15 protein-coding genes are annotated in these 15,300 nt (G+C 31.5%); 12 read left to right on the top strand and 3 right to left on the bottom strand.

Going from position 1 to position 15,300, the window contains the following annotated elements:
- Window positions 1-223 precede the first annotated feature (223 nt).
- Together ABJD66_RS08680 and ABJD66_RS08685 are read right to left on the bottom strand one after the other, a co-directional pair.
- On the bottom strand, window positions 224-700 hold the full coding sequence (locus ABJD66_RS08680) for an Hsp20/alpha crystallin family protein (RefSeq protein WP_100896017.1): 477 nt from the start codon (window positions 698-700) through the stop codon (window positions 224-226).
- A gap of 132 nt (window positions 701-832) precedes the next feature.
- On the bottom strand, window positions 833-1,726 hold the full coding sequence (locus ABJD66_RS08685) for an AraC family transcriptional regulator (protein ID WP_348130479.1): 894 nt from the start codon (window positions 1,724-1,726) through the stop codon (window positions 833-835).
- A 174-nt stretch (window positions 1,727-1,900) separates the two neighbouring features.
- Here ABJD66_RS08685 and ABJD66_RS08690 point away from each other — a divergent pair, with 174 nt between their 5' ends.
- The 10 genes from ABJD66_RS08690 to ABJD66_RS08735 all read left to right on the top strand — a co-directional run bounded on the left by ABJD66_RS08690 (window position 1,901) and on the right by ABJD66_RS08735 (window position 11,475).
- A complete protein-coding gene (locus ABJD66_RS08690) occupies window positions 1,901-2,530 on the top strand; it encodes an alpha-ketoglutarate-dependent dioxygenase AlkB (RefSeq protein WP_348130482.1) in 630 nt (209 codons plus the stop codon).
- A 217-nt stretch (window positions 2,531-2,747) separates the two neighbouring features.
- On the top strand, window positions 2,748-3,407 hold the full coding sequence (gene nfsB / locus ABJD66_RS08695; RefSeq protein WP_348130485.1) for an oxygen-insensitive NAD(P)H nitroreductase: 660 nt from the start codon (window positions 2,748-2,750) through the stop codon (window positions 3,405-3,407).
- 21 nt (window positions 3,408-3,428) lie between these two features.
- Window positions 3,429-4,436 (top strand): zinc-binding alcohol dehydrogenase family protein, encoded by a 1,008-nt coding sequence (locus ABJD66_RS08700; RefSeq protein WP_348130487.1) that lies wholly within the window; start codon window positions 3,429-3,431, stop codon window positions 4,434-4,436.
- A gap of 96 nt (window positions 4,437-4,532) precedes the next feature.
- Complete coding sequence (locus ABJD66_RS08705) at window positions 4,533-5,009, top strand: cupin domain-containing protein (RefSeq protein WP_348130490.1); 477 nt, start codon at window positions 4,533-4,535, stop codon at window positions 5,007-5,009.
- A gap of 21 nt (window positions 5,010-5,030) precedes the next feature.
- Window positions 5,031-5,864: a DUF4437 domain-containing protein gene (locus tag ABJD66_RS08710; RefSeq protein ID WP_348130492.1), complete on the top strand. Its 834-nt coding sequence runs from the start codon at window positions 5,031-5,033 to the stop codon at window positions 5,862-5,864.
- A 201-nt stretch (window positions 5,865-6,065) separates the two neighbouring features.
- Window positions 6,066-6,929 carry an AraC family transcriptional regulator gene (locus ABJD66_RS08715; RefSeq protein ID WP_348130493.1) on the top strand — a complete coding sequence of 288 codons (864 nt, stop codon included), beginning with the start codon at window positions 6,066-6,068 and terminating at the stop codon, window positions 6,927-6,929.
- A gap of 163 nt (window positions 6,930-7,092) precedes the next feature.
- On the top strand, window positions 7,093-8,055 hold the full coding sequence (locus tag ABJD66_RS08720; RefSeq protein WP_348130495.1) for a 2OG-Fe(II) oxygenase: 963 nt from the start codon (window positions 7,093-7,095) through the stop codon (window positions 8,053-8,055).
- A gap of 76 nt (window positions 8,056-8,131) precedes the next feature.
- Window positions 8,132-8,920 carry an SDR family NAD(P)-dependent oxidoreductase gene (locus ABJD66_RS08725; protein ID WP_348130497.1) on the top strand — a complete coding sequence of 263 codons (789 nt, stop codon included), beginning with the start codon at window positions 8,132-8,134 and terminating at the stop codon, window positions 8,918-8,920.
- Between the two features lie 67 nt (window positions 8,921-8,987).
- Complete coding sequence (locus tag ABJD66_RS08730; protein ID WP_100896007.1) at window positions 8,988-9,581, top strand: NAD(P)H-dependent oxidoreductase; 594 nt, start codon at window positions 8,988-8,990, stop codon at window positions 9,579-9,581.
- 4 nt (window positions 9,582-9,585) lie between these two features.
- Window positions 9,586-11,475, top strand: a complete 1,890-nt coding sequence (locus ABJD66_RS08735; RefSeq protein ID WP_348130501.1) for a monovalent cation:proton antiporter-2 (CPA2) family protein — start codon at window positions 9,586-9,588, stop codon at window positions 11,473-11,475.
- A gap of 54 nt (window positions 11,476-11,529) precedes the next feature.
- Here the strand turns inward: ABJD66_RS08735 and ABJD66_RS08740 are convergent, their stop codons facing one another.
- Entirely contained in the window at window positions 11,530-13,008 is a 1,479-nt protein-coding gene (locus ABJD66_RS08740; protein ID WP_348130504.1) for an Iota-carrageenase, read from the bottom strand.
- 300 nt (window positions 13,009-13,308) lie between these two features.
- On the opposite strand from ABJD66_RS08740, the gene ABJD66_RS08745 reads away from it, so the two are divergent.
- Together ABJD66_RS08745 and ABJD66_RS08750 are read left to right on the top strand one after the other, a co-directional pair.
- Window positions 13,309-14,403, top strand: coding sequence for an alkene reductase (locus ABJD66_RS08745; protein ID WP_348130507.1), 1,095 nt, complete (start codon window positions 13,309-13,311; stop codon window positions 14,401-14,403).
- 186 nt (window positions 14,404-14,589) lie between these two features.
- Window positions 14,590-15,300 (top strand): CotH kinase family protein (locus ABJD66_RS08750; protein WP_348130510.1); only part of this gene is annotated, 711 nt, incomplete at its 3' end.

The following is a 15,300-nucleotide window of genomic DNA, read 5'->3' on the forward strand; positions in this document are numbered from 1 at the left end:
CCAAGTTCCCTTTGTCATCATATTGTTTATTAACTTTCCAATTGCCTTCTGGTACCTTTTTAGTAGTTTCTGTATTTATTTTATTGCTGCTATTTTGTCCGTTACAGCTAACGTTAAGTAAAATTAGAAATGATATTAATATATACTTTTTCATAACCTTATAAATTAATTAGACTCTATAAAATAACAGGAAGCTTTAGTTGCTTCCTGTTAAAATTAGTAATTAGGAAATATTAATTTTTCTGGCTGGCTTTTGTTTTGCCTCCTCCTTTTTTGGTAAATTAATGTTTAAAATACCCATATCGTATGTAGCTTCTATTTTTGAGTCATTAACAGTTTCCGGAAGCGTAAAAGTCCTTTTAAAAGAAGAATATCCAAACTCTCTACGTGTATATTGTTCTTCATTGGTTTGCTCTTCTTCTTTAATTTCTGCAGAAATAGATAAGGAATGATTGTCTATTTCTACCTGAAAATTAGACTTGCTTAAACCAGGGGCAGCCATTGAGACTAAATAAGAGTCTGGAGTCTCTTTAATATTTACTTTGGGCAAAGAAATACCAGTATTAAAGTTTGATGTAAATACCGTAGGTAAATCTACATTAAACATATCGTCTATAACTCTAGACCAATTTGGGAAGTTAATAGGTGAATTTGTGCTTGTTAAACCTCCGTTTTTAGGAACATTAATTAAATTGCTCATAATTACAAAAATTTTAAATTAAACAAAAAATCAAAAGCTTAAACACTTAAGCTCTAAAATATTATCAGCAAAAAAAATGCCAACATATTATGCTGACATATTAAAAAAATCTTAAAAATTAGAAGTTAAAATCTATGCTGTTGGAGAAGCACAAGCACCTCTTTTTAACAACATATATTCACCATTGTTTTTAAACTCACGTATACTAGTACCAGCATAGCGTTTAAAGGTTTTAGATAAATGGCTAACATCTGTAAAACCTAATTCGTCTGCAATTTGTGTAAGTGTAAAGTCTGAGTTTAATAAACGAATTTCTACTAGTTTAAGCTTGGCTTTAATAATGTATTCTCGTAAAGACATACTTATTTGTTTTTTAAAAAACTCACTAACATAAGTAGGAGACATACTAAAAACATCTGCCAAATTTTCAACTTTAAGCAATTGTGTTTTGTCTATATTTTCGTTTATATATGTCAGCATTTTTGTAATTCTGTCATCCGTATTATTTTTTGGGGTTTCAAAATAAGTACTCCTTTTTATATTACGTATTAATATTTCTAACACACTAGTCATAAGGCTTGTTACTAGATTTACAGACTCTTCACCATAGCTTCTAGATTCTTGTAAAATCATACCAACTAGGTTTTCTAAATAATTTCTGTCAACTTCATTTTTAATAATATCTCCAGGAAGTTGGTTATAGTTAGATAAAATATAGGAAGCTTCTTTAAACCACTCGTTTCTGTCAATAGTTATTCTATTGGCATTTTTAAAAAACGAGTCAGTAAATTTTAAAAAGACAAATGTTGTTGGTTTGTTTATATTAAAAGAATGGCATTTTAATGGAGGTAATAAAAAGATGCTTCCTTTTTCGTATTCATAGTCATTGTAATTTATACATTGAGTTCCGTCACCATTTTTAATTAAAACTAACTCAAAAAAATTGTTTTTAACAGGACGTTGTTTCCATTCTGTTAATTCTATTTCTTGTATTTCAAAAGGTTTATAAGCTTCTAATACTTGCATTTTAATGATTTTTAAATGATAACGAAGCAAATTTAGATTAAATAAGGGTTATTGAACAAGTAATTTTTCAATTTAACCTTTGTTTATACAATAGTTACCAATGTAATTACAGATAATTTTGCAGCAAAGCAAGTATATTTGTGTAGGTTTAAAAAATGTAAAGCTTATTAGTTTATGGATTTATTTAATCAAACTAATTTATTTTCAACAGAAGAAGTCCGTAAAACAATATATGATTTACCAGGAGCAGATGTTATTTTATTTGAAAATTTCTTCAGCATAGAAGAAAGTAATAAGCTATATAAGAGTTTATTAGAAAATACACCGTGGCAACAAGAGCAAATTATTATTCACGGTAAACTGGTAGATTATCCTAGGTTAACCGCTTGGTATGGCGATATTAATAAAGACGTAAAATACACCAATACCATAAGTAAAATGCATTTATGGGATGACGATTTACTTTTTATAAAAGAGCGAATAGAACAGGAGGTAGACGTTAAATTCTCACGCTGTCTTTTAAATTATTACAGAGATGGAAAAGACAGTGTAGATTGGCATCAAGATTATAAAGGAGATCAGCGTAAAAACACGGTAATTGCATCGGTTACTTTTGGAGAAACCAGACCATTTCAACTAAAACACGTATCCCGTAAAGATCTGCAACGTGTAGATATCCCTTTGGTAAACGGTAGTCTTTTATTAATGCAAGGTGCTACGCAGAACAATTGGAAACATAAAATTCCTAAAACAAAAAAGCAGATTCATCCAAGAATAAATTTAACTTTTAGATGGATTGCTTAAACAGCAAACATTGTATTAATAAAGGTTTAACATTTGCTTAATGTACATTTTAATGTCAAAAAACATCTTTTTTTACCTTTTTTAGGGAAATTTTAAGAAAAAACCTCTTTAAAACCTCCTTTTATACCTGTATTACCTTTTTTTATACAGTAAAATTATAGGTGTATGTATATACCTTTGCAAAGTAATTATTAATCAACTTATAAAACACATACAAATGAATTTACAAGAAATTTTAAACTGGAGATACACTACAAAGGAATACGACACAACTAAGAAAATATCTGAAGCAGATATGGCTGAAGTTAAAAACTTGTTAAGGATGAGTCCTTCTAGTGTAAACTTACAACCTTGGCATTTTATAGTTGCAGAAACTACAGAAGGTAAAGCACGTATAGCAAAAGGGACGCAAGGCTTTTTTAGTTTTAACGAACCTAAAGTAACCAATGCTTCAGCAGTAGTTTTATTTTGTGTAAAAATAGATGCAGATGATACTTACTACAAGCACATTGCAGATACAGAAGATAAAGACGGAAGATTTCCTAACGAAGATATTAAAAACGGATTTCTAGGAGCTGTAAAGGCGTTTGCTGGAATTCACAAGTACGATTTAAAAGATTTACAACACTGGATGGAAAAGCAAGTGTACCTTAACATTGGTAGCTTTTTATTAGGTGTTGCTAGTTTAGGTATTGACGCTACACCAATGGAAGGTATTGATGTAAAAGCTTTAGATGAAGAATTTGGATTAAGAGAAAAAGGATATACATCTTTAGTTGCTGTTTCTTTAGGGTATAGAGCAGAATCGGATTTTAACTCTACAGAAAAAACTCCAAAATCTAGATTAGCAGAAAGTGAAATTTTTACGGTAATATAATTTCAAAAACTTTTTAGTTAGATGAAAGCAATAGGATACAAAGAGAATTTACCAATTGACAATGTAAATTCTCTTCAAGACATCACATTAGAGGTGCCAAAAGCAACAGGTAGAGATATTTTAGTAGAAGTAAAAGCCATTTCTGTAAATCCTGTAGATTATAAAATTAGAGCCAACAGACCGTCACCAGATGATAATTGGAGCGTAATTGGTTGGGATGCAACCGGAATTGTAACTGCTGTTGGAGAAGATGTTACACTTTTTAAAGTAGGTGATGAAGTTTGGTATGCAGGCGATTTAACACGTCAAGGTAGTAATGCAGAATATCAGGTGGTAGATGAGCGTATTGTGGGTAAAAAACCTTCAAGCTTATCGTTTGCAGAAGCTGCCGCATTGCCATTAACTACGCTTACCGCTTACGAAATGTTGTTTGATAGATTGCAGGTTTCCAAAGACGATGCCAACAAATCTATTTTAGCAATTGGTGCTGCTGGTGGTGTGGGTTCTATTTTGGTTCAATTGGCTAAAAAGCTGACTAAATTGAATATTATTGGGACTGCTTCTCGCGAAGAAACTACGGCTTGGTTAAAAGAGTTAGGTGCAGATACGGTTATTAATCACAGAAATAAATTAAGCGAAGAGTTTGAAAAATACGACTTGCCTGCTCCAGAATATGTGGTGAGTTTAAATGCAACGGAACAGCACGTAGACGAAATTGCAAAGCTAATTAAACCACAGGGTAAATTTGGATTTATTGATGATCCAAAAGTAATGAATGTAATGCCTTTTAAAGGCAAAGCAGTGTCTACACATATAGAGTTAATGTTTACACGCTCTATGTTTCAGACAGAGGATATGATTGAACAGCATAACATTTTAAACGAGGTTTCTGATTTAATAGATAACGGAACTATTAGAACAACCTTAGGAGAAAATTTTGGAACTATAAATGCTGAAAACCTTAGAAAAGCACACGCTTTTTTAGAAACAGGTAAAGCAAAAGGTAAAATTGTTTTAGAAGGATTTTAAACTCAATAGCATACTATGAAGATGTCAATTAAGGTGAAAATAATAAAACAAAAAATATCACTTTAATTGACATTTTTAATTTAATCAATATTTAAAATGAAAAATTTAGTAATACTACTTGCTGTAATAGCATTATTTGCAAGCAACACAGCAAATGCTCAAGTAAACACGATAGATTCTGTAGCAACATCAAAAGTGCAACATTTCAATTTTGATCAAATGGAATCTGAAACTATAGGTGAAGGAATTAAACGTAAGTGGTTTCACGGTCAAAAAGGACAAATGACGATTTTTAATTTAGAAAAAGACGCACATATTCCTTGGCACCAACATCCAAACGAACAGATAACATACATAATGTCTGGTAAAGTTAAAATCAAAACCATAATTGATGGTAAAGAAGAATTTGTTGAAGTTGGAGCAGGAGAAGTAATTGTTTTTCCTGAAAATGTTCCTCACGAATTTTGGGCTTTAGAAGAAACTGTAGATTTAGATGTGCACGTTCCTGTACGTGAAGATTGGCTAAGTAAAGAGTTACCAGATTATTTAAAAAAGACAGAGAAACAAGATTAGTACAATTTCAAAATTTTTAAAGTGAAAAAAAATATCTTAATCGCGTTAGCATTAGTTGCTGGCTTTTACGCAAATGCACAGACACCAACAACGGATGTTGCAAAATCTGTAAACGAGGTAGTAACAGCAGATGACGTAGAATGGGGTTGGTTAAATCCGCTACGAGGAGATAAAAGTCCGGCTGCAGGGAAACTTTGGGGAGACAGAACAAAAAACGAACCAGCAGGATTTTTAGTAAAATTCAACAAAGGATTTTCTTCGCCACCTCATATTCATAATATTACCTATCGTGGTGTGGTGATAAAAGGATTATTGCATAATGATGATGAAAAAGCAGAAAAACAGTGGTTACCAGCAGGCTCTTATTGGCAACAACCAGCAGGTGAAGCGCATATAACTGCTGCAGATGGACAAGAAAATATGGCATTTTTAGATATACAAGAAGGACCGTATTTAGTACAACCAACCTCAGAAGCTTTTGACAATGGAGAACGACCTATAAACGTTGATAAAACAAATTTGGTTTGGCTAAATGCTAACGATATAGAATGGGTAGCTTCAAAAAGTAATGTAGAAACTGCCTTTTTATGGGGAAGTCATAAAAAGAACCAATTACGTGCAACACTTTTAAGATTGCCAGCAGGTTTTAAAGGCAAAATTAAAAATTTGAGTCCGAATTTTAGAGCTGTTGTTATTTCGGGAGGATTAACACACCAGTTCTCCAAAAAAGGAGCTGTAAACCAATTAGATGCTCCTTCTTATTTTGGAGCAGAAAAAAATGGGACTTCAGTAATTTCAACAGATAAAGAAACAGTTCTTTACATTAGAAGCAACGGAGATTTTAAAGTAAAGTAGTTATGAAAAAGATATGTGGCAACAAAACCTTTTTATATTTTCAGATTTAAGCCAATTGTAGCAGGCATTTCTTTTAGATAAAAAAATAATATAAGCTTAACCGTTTACACGCTGTTTTTTAGTATCTTACTAAAAGACGGTTCCCCAATTAAAAAGTTGCTTTAGGGCAACTTTTTTTTATAAATAATTAAACCATTAATTATGGCACGTACCATTATAGAAAACATTGTAATTGCTAAATATCAAGAACAAACTTTTTTTGAGTTTTGTAAGTACACAACCATTCGTTTTTTTGAAATTGTTTATTTTGAAAAAGGGTCAGGTACTATAAAAATTAATGGTAAAACGGTAAATTACTCAGCCAATAGCATTTTTGTATTTATTCCTGATGATATTTATATTGTTAATCCAGAAACAGCAACGACAACTGTAGCTATTAAATTTTTAAAGAGTTTTTTTAAAAACACGTCTTCTCAAAATGAAACACTTCCTGTTAATAATTGGTTTCGTAAAATTGAAGAAATATTAAATAGTGAAAGTCACGAACTTCGTGAAATGCAGTTTGAAACCGAAGCAGATCGCTCGCATTTAGTAGCTTTAGTAAATATGGTGGCTACGGAATATTTAAACAAACAGTCTTTTGATATCTTCATTATTCAGAATTCATTATCGGTTATTTTACATTTAATTGCCAGAAATATTCAATTTATTAATACTTCCGATTCTGTAAAAGAAGTGAAGTCGTCTAAAATTCAGCAAATCATCAATTATATTCATTCTAATATTTATAATTCCGAATTGTTAACTACTAAAAGTTTAGCAGAGGAATTTCATATGGCAGATAATTACATCAGTGAATATTTTAAAAAACATACAGATGTCTCTTTAAAAAAGTACATCATCAACTACAAATTAAAGCTTGTTGAAACTAGATTAAAATATACAGATTTGCAATTCTCTGAAATTGCAATGGAATTGGGCTTTACAGATTCTAGTCACCTTAACAAGACCTTCCAAACTTATAAAGGGATGACTATTGGCGCTTACAAGTCAAGCATCTCCTAATAAATTACCAATTACCTCTTTTTTTACTAAAAGCCCTTTGTTTTTTACTCTTTTTAAGCTTGTGTGTCTAAATACCTTTGTTATTAGATTATTAAGACGAATAAATAGTTATAAAAACTAAAATATACTGCGATAGTAATTTTTAGCAAAAAACAATGATATTATGAAAACAACAACAAATAAAAATGCACTTGCAGAAGCTCGTGCGCTTACACTACCTACTAGAGAAGCTTCTTTAAGACGAGAGCCTTCCGTATCTCATTTCTGGAATAGTAACCGAAAACTACTTGAAGATGCTTGGGATGTATGGGAATTTGAAAATAAAGACAGTTTGTTAGTTCCAGATGAAACACTACTTGATCCTAAATTAAGAAAAGCGATAAATGAGGCTTGGGAAAACCCTAAAAAGGAAAACGCTGTTGCTGATTTATGGGAAGAAATTATACCAGGTGTGTATTCTGCTCAGTTTTTTGATATAGATCGTTTGGCAGAATTTCGTAAGTATTTAGAAGCTACAGTAAACTCTGAAATTCCTAGACGTGCACCTTACGGTATTCAATTAAATCGTTACGGAGTTATGCTAGATCCACGCTCTGAAGGATATCTTGCAGCACCAAGTTTTCAGACATTTTATAATAAAATTATGGATCGTTATATGCGCCCAATAGCTCGTTTATTACTTGGTACTTATGGTTATGATAACCAAACATTTGGTTTTTCTATTCAGTACAACCCAGATAAAGACAAAGATTTACACGCACACACGGATGCTTCTGCTGCTACTTTAAATATTAATATTAACTTACCAGATGAAGAATTTACAGGGTCAGAAGTAGATTTTCATAACAGAACCACAGGTAAAGTTGTACAAACTATTTTTGAGCCAGGTAAAGCAATAATTCATACAGGAAATGTGCCACACGCTACACACCCAATTACTAGCGGACAACGTAATAATTTAGTGGTTTGGTTGTACGGAGACCGTATGCAAATACCAAGAGGAGGAGCAAGTAGCTATGGTAGTGCAGGTAACTCAGAATCTAAAGTTGTAGCAACACAAAGTATTAGTGCTCGTGATCGTTGGAGTATACCAGAGGCTCCTAAAGACACCATTGCTCCGTTTTAAAAAATTGGATAAAAATTATTGGCAGAAAATACTTCTGCCAATAATTTAATTTAAATCAATCTAAAGTCAAAAAAAAATGAAACATATATTAATTACAGGAAGCACAGACGGAATAGGCAAACTATTAGCTTTACGGTTAGCAAAAGAGGGACATTTTATTGCCATTCACGGAAGAAGTAAAGCCAAATTGAATGCAACGTTAACAGAGTTAAAAAAAGAATCTAATAGCGATAATATTATAGGCTTTTTAGCCGATTTTTCAGATCTAGACGCAGTAAAAAAAATGGCGTTAGAAATAAAGAATACATTACCAAAATTAGATGTTATTGTAAATAATGCAGGTGTTTTAATGACTAAAGCAGATGCTACAGCAAATGGGATAGATATTCGTTTAGTGGTTAACTATTTAGCTCCTTATCAACTTACAACATCATTGTTACCTTTATTAAAAAAATCTAATACACCTAGAATAGTAAATCTAAGTTCTGCGGCACAATCTCCTATTTCTTTAAAAGCATTACAAGGTAAAATGAGTTTAGGAGCCAATGAAGCCTATGCGCAGAGTAAGTTAGCCTTAACAATGTGGAGTTTTAATTTAGCTAAAAAAGAACCTAGTATTATAGTAGTTGCTGTAAACCCTGGATCTCTTTTAAACACTAAAATGGCAAATGAGGCTTATGGTCAGCATTGGTCTCCTGCAGAAAAAGGAGTTGATATTTTGTATGATTTAAGTATAACAGATATGGCTAAAACAGAAAGTTATTTTGATAATGACAAAGGAGATTACTCAAAAGCACATCCAGATGCTTATAACGAAGCTAAAATTGAAGAGTTAATTAAAATTAGCAATAATATAGTGTTGTAAATTAGTATGTTATATAAATAATTAAAATTCATTTTTTGTATCTTATGTTTTCAACTAAATTAGTAAAATGAAAAAAGTACTTGTCTTATTTGCTCACCCTAAGTTTGAAAAATCTAGGGCAAATGCAGCTTTAGTTGATAAAATTAAAAATAAAGAAGGAGTAACATTTCACGATTTATATGAGTGTTACCCAGACTTTAATATAGATGTAGAGGTTGAAAAAAAACTGCTTTTAGAGCACGATATTATAGTATGGCATCATCCTTTTTATTGGTATAGTTGTCCGCCTCTAATGAAACAGTGGATAGATATGGTATTAGAATTTGGTTGGGCTTACGGTCCCAACGGAAATGCTTTACAAGGTAAAAAGAGTTTAAATGTTATTACAACAGGTGGCTCTAGAGCAGTGTATTGTGAAACAGGAACCAATAGTTTTTCTGTAAACGAATTTTTACGACCTTTTGAGCAAACAGCAAACCTATGCGGAATGCTTTATTTTCCTCCTTTTGCAGTTATGGGTACACATAAAGTGGCCCAAGAAATTTTAAATGATTATGCTCAGCAATACGACAAACTATTAGACTTATTGCAACAAAATATGGCTGTAACAGATGTTAGTGGCTTTTATTTTTTAAATGATATTCCACAATTAAACACGTAAATATATGACGGGTAGTATTCTTTTTGAAGCCATAGTTTTTTTATTGGGAGCCATTGTTTGTGTATCTGTAGCTAAACGTTTAGGACTTAGTTCTGTTTTAGGTTACTTATTAGCAGGTGTATTAATTGGCCCTTATCTATTTGGGTTTATAGGTAATGAAGGAGAAGATATATTACATTTTGCAGAGTTTGGAGTTGTTATGATGTTGTTTTTAATTGGTTTAGAAATAGAGCCTAAAAACTTCTGGAAAATGCGAAAAACTATTCTAGGAATGGGAGGTGTACAGGTTGCAGGTACAATGTTACTTTCTTATTTTTTATTTATATTATTTGATTTTGATTGGAAAGTAGCTTTAACTTTTTCTATGGCAGTAGCTTTATCTTCTACAGCAATAGCTTTACAAACAATTAAAGAAAAAGGTCTGTTAAATACAACATTTGGGGCATCATCTTTTTCTATATTACTGTTTCAGGATATTATAGTAATTTTTATGCTTGGTGCCTTACCCTTATTAGCAAATACAGATAATACAGTTGTAGAGAACCATAGCGAAAAGGCAAATTTATTACAAAATTTACCTTTGGGTTTACAAACTTTGGCCATTTTAGTTTCTGTGGTTTTAATAGTTATAGCAGGTCGTTATTTAATAGTTCCAATGCTACGTAAAGTTGCAAAAACAGGTGTTAGAGAATTATTAATTGCTGCGGCATTACTTATTGTATTTGGAATATCATTTTTAATGGAGTTGGTAGGTTTAAGTCCGGCCTTAGGAGCTTTTTTAGGAGGTGTAGTATTATCTAACAGCGAGTTTAAACACGAGTTAGAAAGTACTCTAGAACCATTTAAAAATTTGTTATTGGGACTGTTTTTTATGGCAGTTGGTGCATCTATTAACTTTATTGTAATAGCTAAAAGTCCGTTAACTGTAGGTGGTATTTTGTTGGCCGTAATAGGTTTAAAAGCATTGGTGTTATTTATTACAGCTTCTTTTTTTAAGTTAAAACTAAACCAAAAAATATTACTTACTTTTAGTTTAGCACAAGTAGGAGAGTTTGCTTTTGTATTACTATCCTTTGCTTTTTCTTTAAATATATTAGAACAAGATCAGTTAGATATTATGCTAGTTGTAACAGCATTAACAATGACTGTTACACCAATAATAGGTATTATTAACGAGCGGGTTATATTACCACGTTTAGGAACAAAAGAGTCCATAAAAAGACCAACGGACCATATAGCAAAATCGCAAAAAATTATTTTAGTTGGTTTTGGACATTTTGGTAGTACTATAGGTCGTTTTTTACGTACACACGGCGTAGAAGCCACTATTTTGGATCACGACTCTAACCGAGTAGATTTTTTACGCAAAATGGGATTTGATGTTTATTATGGAGATGCAACAAGAACAGATTTATTGGAATCTGCAGGTATTGCAGATGCAAATATATTGATATGTGCTATGGATAATCCTGATGTTATTAAAAAATTAGCTAAAACAGTAAAAAGTAATTATCCACAAGTAAAGCTAATGGTTAGAGCAAAAAGTAGGTACGCAGCATATGAGTTTTTAAATATGGAAATAGATCATATCTATAGAGAATCATTAGAGACTTCTTTAAAACTAGCTAGTGAAGTTTTAAGTCAAATGGGTTTTAGAAAATACACACTACAGCGTCAAATACAAAATTTTATAAAATATGATGAAGATAGTATAAGACGATTGGCCAAAGAGAAAAAAATTGGCGATGATAATTATATTTTTAAAGCTCGTAAAGAATTAGAACAGCAAGAAAAATTATTAGAACAAGATTTTAAAAGAGGTATAGTAGAGTTTGATAGGCATTGGGATGGCGAACAAATTAGAGCAGCCTTAGAAGAAAATATTGAGAAGTAATTAATAAAAGCCAATCTAAATAGATTGGCTTTTTTATAAAATTAGAATGTAATTTTAATTACAAGAGTTAATAGTGCCAACACCTTTATTACAAAGTTTAGCAGTGTTGTGTTTTACATTTAAAATATGATTGCTAGGAAAACCTTGTACCCTAGATGTAGTTACATTTACATTGTAATTACCTAGACTATTATCATTTTTAGTATTGTCTATGGTTACACCTAAAGATGGACCGTTATACTCAAAACCTGAAGGCCCAGGTTTACACAATTTAGACCATTCTGAGCAAGGTAAATAAGGTAAAAAGGCTTGTTTTAATTTAGCTCCTGTGTTTTTGTAAGTTACTTTTACATTTTTTACTGTAGAGTTTTTAAAACTTCCTGGTTTAATACCATTAACAGCTGGGTTAGGGTGGTTATATGCAATTTCACTAAAATTATTAGCAATTCTAGCAGCCCAAGTTCTTCCATTATTACGTTTGTAAACAATTTGTACAGAACCTGCACCTAAAATACCTTCTATATAGTTTTTAAAAGCTTCTGCACTAGGTCTGTTTTGTTTGTCAAAAAGTTCTATAAAACCGTGTTCTACACGTACAGCATAAGCACAACCAACTGCAGAAACACCATCTATAGTTACTTTTCCATTTTCCATAAAGTGAGGAGAGAACATAACAGGAGTTAAGCCATTTTTATTTGCAATATTTGTTGCAAATATTTTTCTTACGCCTCCTTTTTTAGCCGTTTTCATAGCAAGGTTATCTGTCTCTAATCTTAATGTTACACCACCCGTACAACTTAGGTTATTAAAAAGTATGTTGTCTGCAGCATATGCTTGTATTAAACCATAACCTGTATGCGCATTGGTTTGGTTTATATTTTCTATAATACCATTATGTGGCCAAGCATCACCAGCTTTGCCTGTAAAACTAATAAGTATAGATGCAAATACTGTTTTGTCATCTTTAATAGAAAAGTTGGCTATTTTAAAATTATCTACATTACCAACGTCTGCTACAATAATGTTTTTAGAAGAATTACCTCTAACATCTACATTAAATTTACCTCCCTTACCAGTAATACTAACATTTTTTATTTTGTCTTCTGTTTTATTAGCAAAGTCAAAAATTCTATGATTTTTTGCTGGAGTTAAACCTTTTGTAGGGTAAATTGTTGTTCCTTTTTCAATCTGTAGATGAACGTTAGAGCTCATTCTAACTTTTTTTAAATAATATTTACCAACAGGAATAATAATTACACCCCCAGACCCAGAAATGTCTTTTATAGCTTTGTTTAATTTTTCTGTATCATCATTAGCGTCTCTATTATTTACCCCATACGCAGTTACTAAGTTTACTTTATTAGCTAAAACTGCTGCTGTTGGTGGTTTATAAAAGTTAGTTGCTTGTGCACTTACTTGTGTAAGCACTTCTGCTTGTTCTGTATTTTCTACTTCTTCAATTTCTTTAGAGCAACCAATAAGCATAGTTGCCATTGTTGCTAAATACACATGTTTAATTTTTAGTTTCATCATAGTAAAAATTTTAAATTAATATGATGCAATATTAAAAAGTATATTCCTACATATATAGATGTATTTTATTGTTAAATAGCATTATTTTAACATTTTTTTATCTATATTCATAATTATTAATCTTATTTGAATGGGTTGAATGTGTTATGTTTATTAACAAATTTGGGTTTTATTTTAAATAGAACTAAATTTCTAGTGCTATATTCAAGAGTTAAATATATCATAATTGATATAGATCAATGAAATTGACAATAAGCTCTTGTAAATTTGTAATTCACCATAATTATAAAATTTTATTTAATGAGTATGCAAAACTTACTAAAACCATATACTAAAAATATAGAGCTTAAAAATAGAGTAGCAATGGCACCAATGACTCGTAGCCGTGCAACTAATAAAGAAAAAGCAGCAACAGATGAGTTGCAAGGACTTTATTATGAACAAAGAGCATCTGCAGGCTTACTAATTACAGAGGGGTCTCAGGTTTCTAAAAAAGCTGTTGGTTACATAAATACACCTGGTATTTATTCTGACGAGCAAGTAGAAGGCTGGAAAAAAGTTACAAAACGAGTGCATGATAAAGGTGGTAAAATATTTATTCAGCTTTGGCACGTTGGTCGTATATCACATCCAGATTTTCATAACGGAGAATTACCACTAGCACCGTCTGCTATTAATCCTAATGAAAAATCTTATACAGAAGAGGGTTTTAAAGATACTGTTACGCCAAAAGCAATGACACTATCTGAAATAAAAGAAACAATACAAGATTTTAAAAATGCTGCTAAAAATGCTGTAAAGGCAGGTTTTGATGGTGTAGAAATTCATTCTAGTAACGGTTATTTGTTTCATCAGTTTTTTACAGCAACGTCTAATACCAGAACAGATGAGTACGGAGGTAGCATAGAAAATAGAGCTCGTTTTTTCTTTGAAGTTTTAGATGAAATGAAACAAGTAATTCCGCAAGAAAAAATAGGTGTACGTTTTAATCCTTCTTTAAACGGACTATTTGGTATTACTATGGATGAAGAAACTATACCTACATTTGAATATATTATAAAAAAATTGAATGACTATAATTTAGCCTATGTTCACTTGTCAGAACCATTTACAGATGTGTCTAACATACCATTTGCAGTTACCGAAATAGCAAAACACTTTAGACCATTATATAATGGAACATTAATGATTAATTCTGGTTTTGATAAAGAATCTGGCAACAAAGTAATAGAAGATGGTTTTGCAGATTTAGTTGCTTACGGTAAACCATTTATATCTAACCCAGATTTGGTGGAGCGTTTTAGAGATAATGTAGAACTTGCAGAGTGGGATGACAGTACTTTTTATGTTCCAGGAGAAAAAGGGTATACAGACTACCCAAAAGCAACTAATTAGTTAGATGTTTTATAAATATTAGAGGTGTTATCTGCGGATAGCACCTTTTTTTTGTGCATTAAAATAATTTTACTGTTTGCATTTAACTTTTTACAGAAAACAGAGGTTGGTTCACAGAAACTCTTTATTTAACGTTATTCTATTTTTCATATTTGTTATATAATTTAATTTTAATACAAAATAATAATGAAAAAAATTAACGTATTTACCATACTATTTATAGCCCCGTTTTTATTATTTATATCATGTACTAATGATTCTGATGATAGCATAGATACAACGGAAGAACAGACAGAAACAGAAACTACAGCTTATGTAGAAACATTTGAAGATAGTGATTTTGAAGCTACAGACTGGACAGACGCTACACACAGTAAAAGTGCAGATCCTAATTTTGATGAAGTATTTAGTAACACAGAGGTAAAGAGGTTAGATTTAGTGATCACAGAAGAACGTTGGCAAGCAATGTTAAATGATATGACAACTAATTATGGTGAATTTGGCACAAGTACTAATACAGGTCCAGGTGCTGGTGGCCCTCCTGCCGGTAACGGCTTAGTAGAAACAGAAGAAGATCCTATTTTTGTTCCTGGTGATGTTTATTATGAAGGTAAAGAATGGTATAGAGTGGGTTTGCGTTTTAAAGGAAACTCAAGTTTACAATCTACTTGGTCTAATGGCAATTTAAAGCTATCATTTAAGTTAGACTTTGATGAGTTTGAAGATGAATACCCGCAAATAGACAATCAACGTTTTTATGGATTTAAAAAATTGAGTTTAAAAAACAACTACAATGACAAATCTATGCTTAGAGAAAAAGTTGCAGCAGATATATTTACAGCTGCAGGTGTTGTTAGCTCACACACTGCTTTTTATGCTGTATATGTAGATTACGGA

Source organism: Cellulophaga sp. (genome assembly GCF_039943695.1).
Classification (GTDB): domain Bacteria; phylum Bacteroidota; class Bacteroidia; order Flavobacteriales; family Flavobacteriaceae; genus Cellulophaga.

Excerpts from the sequence above, each read along its gene's own strand:
- ABJD66_RS08730 (WP_100896007.1), top strand. The coding sequence starts at position 8,988 with ATGAAAAAAGTACTTGTCTTATTTGCTCACCCTAAGTTTGAAAAATCT.
- ABJD66_RS08690 (WP_348130482.1), top strand. The coding sequence starts at position 1,901 with ATGGATTTATTTAATCAAACTAATTTATTTTCAACAGAAGAAGTCCGT.
- ABJD66_RS08705 (WP_348130490.1), top strand. The coding sequence starts at position 4,533 with ATGAAAAATTTAGTAATACTACTTGCTGTAATAGCATTATTTGCAAGC.
- ABJD66_RS08715 (WP_348130493.1), top strand. The coding sequence starts at position 6,066 with ATGGCACGTACCATTATAGAAAACATTGTAATTGCTAAATATCAAGAA.
- ABJD66_RS08745 (WP_348130507.1), top strand. The coding sequence starts at position 13,309 with ATGAGTATGCAAAACTTACTAAAACCATATACTAAAAATATAGAGCTT.
- ABJD66_RS08685 (WP_348130479.1), bottom strand. The coding sequence starts at position 1,726 with ATGCAAGTATTAGAAGCTTATAAACCTTTTGAAATACAAGAAATAGAA.
- ABJD66_RS08725 (WP_348130497.1), top strand. The coding sequence starts at position 8,132 with ATGAAACATATATTAATTACAGGAAGCACAGACGGAATAGGCAAACTA.
- ABJD66_RS08700 (WP_348130487.1), top strand. The coding sequence starts at position 3,429 with ATGAAAGCAATAGGATACAAAGAGAATTTACCAATTGACAATGTAAAT.
- ABJD66_RS08720 (WP_348130495.1), top strand. The coding sequence starts at position 7,093 with ATGAAAACAACAACAAATAAAAATGCACTTGCAGAAGCTCGTGCGCTT.
- ABJD66_RS08680 (WP_100896017.1), bottom strand. The coding sequence starts at position 700 with ATGAGCAATTTAATTAATGTTCCTAAAAACGGAGGTTTAACAAGCACA.
- nfsB (WP_348130485.1), top strand. The coding sequence starts at position 2,748 with ATGAATTTACAAGAAATTTTAAACTGGAGATACACTACAAAGGAATAC.
- ABJD66_RS08735 (WP_348130501.1), top strand. The coding sequence starts at position 9,586 with ATGACGGGTAGTATTCTTTTTGAAGCCATAGTTTTTTTATTGGGAGCC.
- ABJD66_RS08740 (WP_348130504.1), bottom strand. The coding sequence starts at position 13,008 with ATGATGAAACTAAAAATTAAACATGTGTATTTAGCAACAATGGCAACT.